Raw genomic sequence first — 1,797 nt, 5'->3', positions numbered from 1 at the left:
AATTACTCGAAATGGCTTAACGTGCTTTAAATTCCGTTTCCTGAGACGACCCCTATTACGCTTAACGAAGATAATACAGCACGCTTTAACCCCTTGTTTAACGACACAGATACAGATGGTGACAACCTCATCTTCCGTGTCTTAAGTCAACCAAGCAAAGGGCAGATTGTTGTTAATAGTGATAACACCATTAGTTACACCCCGAATGCTAACTACAGTGGTGAGGATAGCTTTACTTATCAAGTCAATGATGGTCAAGCTAACTCTAATGTTGCCACAGTACGTTTACACATTGCGGCTGTTGCTGATGCACCAATATTAACCATCAATAACAACAGCAACCCAACACGCGAATTATTCCGCACCAGTTGGGAAAGCGTGTCTGATAGAAACTACACCTCCACCTTAGTTGAACAAACTCAACTCGAAGGGTGGACACTGTTAACCAAACCCGATAACAGTCGTGGTGGTAGTAACGGTTTTGAGATATGGAGTAGCGATGACCGTATGGCTGATAGCCAAAACAAAAAGCGTACTGTGACAGCCATGATAGGTAACGGCAACAACTGGCTAGAGCTAAACAATGCCCGTAATAACATGGCACAGTCTTTAGGTATTCAACGTCAAGTTGATACCGTTGCAGGTGCAACCTATACCTTAAGCATGGATGTGGCAGGGCGTTTAGGTTATAGCAGTGATTACACCAAAATTGGCATTTATGTTGATGGTGTACGTATTGGCGACGATGACAGCACCAGCGGTAATATGGCACTGAACTGGCAAGCTAAACAATTTAGCTTTGTCGGTAATGGCCGCAAACAAACCATTCAAATTTTAGGAGAAGCCACTAAACAAGATGGCATTGGTCGTGGCATGATGATTGATGACATCATCTTGACCGAACGTTTAGCCAACAACACAGGCTTAGAAGATATATCAATAAAGCTCTCAGCAATTAGCGCACGTTTAAAAGATGACGATGATTCAGAAACCTTAGCCTTAACCATTGAAGCGATTCCTGTGGGTGCAACCTTAAGCGATGGCACACGCAGCTTTACGGCAACAAGTACCAATCGTACCGTAAATATCACGACATGGAATTTAAGCAATTTTAGCTTAACGCCACCTAAAGATTTTAACGGCACCATTAACCTACAGGTAAAAGCCACAGCGACTGAAAGAAGCAATGGCAGCACTGCTAGCACCACCGAGACATTAACTGTCAAGGTATTGCCTGTCAATGATGCACCTATTGCTCAAAACGCCACCTTTACCGTCCAACGTAATGGCAGTGTACGCATTGATTTTAGTCAATTGGTGAGTGATGTTGATGGTGATATTTTAAGCCTCATTCCAAACTCACCAAGTAGAGGCACATTAAGCAAAAACAGTGATGGCAGTTATACCTACACACCAAGACGTAACTATACAGGCACTGACAGATTTACTTATACGGTGAATGATGGCACAAGCTGTGTACAAGCCACGATTAGCTTAGTGGTACAAAACCCAAATAATGACGATGATGACTGTCATCGTCAAAGTATTACCATCCAATCGGTGTATGCGAATAACACAGCAAACAATACGCCAAGTTATGTTGTCATCAATAACAATTCAACTAGCCCTAGCAGCAGTATTGTCAATTGGGATATATTTGCACCACAAGTAGGCATTACTTTACAACCGCAAATGTTGACCAGCCAAGAGGAAGAAACGAATTTGGCGGTGTTAACAGGGTTGGTGGTGAAGAAGGGTTAAGGTATAAATAAAACTTTAGTAACATTTATTTTAGGA

The 1,797-nt window shown here is 42.2% G+C and carries 1 protein-coding gene; it reads left to right on the top strand.

Annotation, left to right across the window (positions count from 1 at the left end; genetic code table 11):
- The first annotated feature begins 30 nt into the window (after positions 1–30).
- Positions 31–1,761, top strand: coding sequence for a tandem-95 repeat protein (locus Q0212_RS07045; RefSeq protein ID WP_367175699.1), 1,731 nt, complete (start codon positions 31–33; stop codon positions 1,759–1,761).
- Positions 1,762–1,797: the final 36 nt, after the last annotated feature.

It is taken from the genome of uncultured Agitococcus sp. (assembly GCF_937920075.1).
Taxonomy (GTDB): Bacteria; Pseudomonadota; Gammaproteobacteria; order Pseudomonadales; family Moraxellaceae; genus Agitococcus.
Note: the sequence above shows the minus strand (reverse complement) of the source record. Positions and strands in the feature narration are given on the sequence as shown.